Origin of the sequence: Faecalibacillus sp. H12, from assembly GCF_013361255.1 — a bacterium.
GTDB lineage: Bacteria > Bacillota_I > Bacilli_A > Erysipelotrichales > Coprobacillaceae > Faecalibacillus > Faecalibacillus intestinalis.
Window position 1 is genome coordinate 1 of sequence record NZ_JABWDK010000060.1, and the last position, 2,936, is coordinate 2,936.

Consider the following 2,936-nt stretch of genomic DNA (forward strand, 5'->3'; position numbering starts at 1 on the left):
GTCAAGCAGTCGGTTTTCAGGCAGTTTTAGCTAAAGGCAATGTTGCAACAACATCATTAATGACTTATCCAAATGTTCAACAATATACTAAAGAAGCGGGGCGAGATTTTACTCTTGCTGAAAATAGTCGAATTTTTGTAGTAGCAAATGAAAAAACATTAAATAATACTATTTTATTAAAAGATTTAAAATTAACTAGTTCAAATTTTGAAGCCGCTGGAGTTTTATCCAAAGCCCCAATAATAGTATTCGGTAAAGAAGAAAATGCAGTAGTTAATGATATTGTTGTTAGAATGGAGGATGTGGCTGAATTAGAAGGAAAAGCTGAAAGCTACAAATTAGATATTACTGATAAAATCACAGTAACCGCTAAAGATGAAATTGGTATTTATTATGGTTTAATGTCAGTAATTCAAATGTTAAAGATTAATGATAAAATATTAGAGAAAGGAACTGTTATTGATTATCCAGATGTTGAATTACGTTCAATGCATTTAGACATTGCTCGTAAACCATTCTCTAAAGAATGGATAATTCGTCAAATCAAAGATTTATCTTGGCAAAAATATAATGCGGTTCAACTTCATTTTTCTGAAAATGAAGGATTTAGAATTCAAAGTGATACTCTAGATGCAATCGAAGGATTTAAATATAAATATGATGATGTATTAAGTAAACAAGATATTTTAGATATTATTCAAGTTGCTAATGATTATCATATTGAAATCGTGCCTTCTTTAGATTCTCCAGGTCACTCGGGAGCAGTTTTACAATATCTGCCAACTGATTACAGTTGTAGAGAACTATTCCCAACCGATGATCGACGAAATCAATGCTTTAATATCTTTACAAATCCTGAAGCTAGAGAATTCTTAGTAAATTTAATGACTGAATTTATTGAATTCTTTGGTGATGCGGGATGTAAACATTTTAATATTGGCGGTGATGAGTTCTTAGCTAAATTCTCTAGTTTTAGTAATGAACAATACGGACAAATTATGACATATTTTAATGATATTTCTAAGATAGTTAAAGATAACGGAATGACTCCAAGAGCATGGAATGATGGTTTATTATTTGGTGATTATGAGGGTTATACATTGGATAGTGACATTGAAGTTTGTTACTGGGCAGCTCCTGAAAACTGTGCATCGGTAGCGGATTTTGTTGCTAATGGTAACAAAGTAATCAACTATTCTGATGTTTATATGTACTATGTACTTTCTAGGTGGTGGCAAACTAATGCAGTACCAGAAGGTGATCGTATTTATAATGAATGGCATCCTGGTAAATTCTCTAACTTATCCGGAACAGCACAAACTTTTGAAGAACCTTATCCAGAATATGTAATGGGTGGTTCTTACGCAGTTTGGTGTGATGATCCAAATTATGAAAGCGAACAAAGAGTAGAAGATAAAATCTATCATCGCACACGTGCAACAGCTTATAAGATGTGGAACGCGAACGATAATCAACCAGACTATGATGTTTTTAAAGCTGCTGTTGATAAATTGGGAAGAACTCCAGGCTTCAATGAGGCTTTACCTGCTCCGGGTGAAGTGTTCCAGGGTGAAGATACAGCAACAGTTACTATCAAATATATTGATAATTTTGGTAAGACTATTGCTGCAGATGATGTATTCTATGGTCTAAATGATAGTGAGTATCATTTTGAAGCAAAAGAATTATTTGGATATAGTTTTATTGAATCAGATTTACCATTAGATGGTAAATATAACGGTAATATGACAATTACTTTAAAATATCAATTACATTGTGATAAAACTGATTTAAAAAAAGAAATATTTGAACCATTAGCAGTAAGTGAATATATTAATGAAACTGTAGCTGATTATAATAAAGCATTAACAATGGCAAAAGAAATATATTTTGACGAAACAAGTGGACAATTAGCTGTTAATAACGCATTAAGAGCATTACAAGATGCTAAAAATAAAGCTGTAAAATTGGAATATTATTCATTATATGTTGAAGTTACATATCCATTAAATGAAAGTGACTATTCAAGTGGATATCAAGCTTATAAAAATGCTGTAACTACAGGAAAAACATTACTTAATAGTGAAGGATTAACTGCTGAAAAAGCTAAAGAAGCTTATAATGCAATTCAAACAGCTAAGCAATCATTAGTTAAACCTAATGCTAAAGTTCCAACTATTTCAGCAACTGATACTTATTATCAATCTAATAACTACAATAATATGATTGATGGTAATATTAATACTAAATGTTGGTTTAATAGCAACCAAGAAATTGGTAAAGAAGTTAAATTCACATTTACTCGTCCAATAAATATTAGTTCTATCCAAATCATTCAACCAAGCAATGCTGGTGAAGATATAATTGATGGTGCTGATGTGCAAATCTCCACTGATGGAAAAAATTGGACAACAGTAGGAACGTTAGATAATTCAGCATTTGAAAAAACTATTACTTTTGATAAGACATTGACTAAATATGTTAGAATTGTTCTTACTGAAGGTAAGGGGAACTGGTATCAAATTGCAGAAGTTAAGTTTGAATTAGAAGAAATACCTGAAGATTCAACTTTAAAAGATATGATTTTAGAAGCTGAAACATTAAATATTACTGGTAAATCTAGTGGCTCAGTAAATGAAATGATTGATGCATTAATTGTTGCTCAAAAATCTTATGTTGAAGGAAAAGTTGATGTAACTGAAGAAACTAATAATTTACATAATGCAATCAATGCATTAAGAGATACAGTTACCTCAAACAAAGAAAAACTAACAAATAAGATTAATGATGCAAAAGAAATAGAAAATAATAACTATTCTATTGAATCATGGTCAAGATTTGAAAAAGCTTTATTAGAAGCAATCATTGTTAATGAAGATAGTAATGCTACTCAAGAACAAGTTGATAAGGCTTATGATGATTTAGATAAGGCTATT

General features: G+C 30.6%; 1 protein-coding gene. It reads left to right on the forward strand.

Going from position 1 to position 2,936, the window contains the following annotated elements:
• On the forward strand, positions 1-2,936 hold a 2,936-nt coding region (locus tag HUU89_RS14365), incomplete at both ends, for a family 20 glycosylhydrolase (protein ID WP_175302119.1).